General features: G+C 63.1%; 1 protein-coding gene. It reads left to right on the top strand.

Going from position 1 to position 591, the window contains the following annotated elements; genetic code table 11:
- The coding region (locus GU920_RS19915; protein ID WP_268894586.1) for an EF-Tu C-terminal domain-related protein at positions 1 to 554 on the top strand (554 nt) is incomplete at its 5' end.
- Positions 555 to 591: the final 37 nt, after the last annotated feature.

Below are 591 nucleotides of genomic sequence, written 5' to 3' on the forward strand. Positions count from 1 at the left end.
TCCTGATGCCGATCGAGGACGTGTTCTCGATCTCGGGCCGCGGGACGGTTGTGACGGGTCGTGTGGAGCGTGGCGTGATCAACGTCGGCGACGAAGTGGAGATCGTGGGGATCCGCGAGACCAAGAAGTCGGTCTGCACGGGCGTTGAGATGTTCCGCAAGCTGCTGGATCGCGGGGAAGCCGGTGACAACGTGGGCGTTCTGCTGCGCGGGATCGACCGTGACGGCGTGGAGCGTGGTCAGGTGCTGTGCAAGCCGAAATCGGTGAATCCGCACACGCATTTTGAAGCCGAGGCCTACATCCTGACGAAGGAAGAGGGCGGCCGCCACACGCCGTTCTTCGCGAACTACCGTCCGCAGTTCTACTTCCGCACGACGGACGTGACGGGGACGGTGAAGCTGCCGGAAGGCACCGAGATGGTGATGCCGGGCGACAACCTGAAGTTCGAGGTCGAGCTGATCGCGCCGATCGCGATGGAAGAGAAGCTGCGCTTCGCCATCCGTGAAGGCGGCCGCACCGTCGGCGCCGGCGTCGTGTCGAAGATCATCAAGTGATGGGACAGGTAGGATGGGCAGTAATGCCCATCCTACG

Source organism: Paragemmobacter ruber, assembly GCF_009908315.1.
Lineage (GTDB): Bacteria > Pseudomonadota > Alphaproteobacteria > Rhodobacterales > Rhodobacteraceae > Paragemmobacter > Paragemmobacter ruber.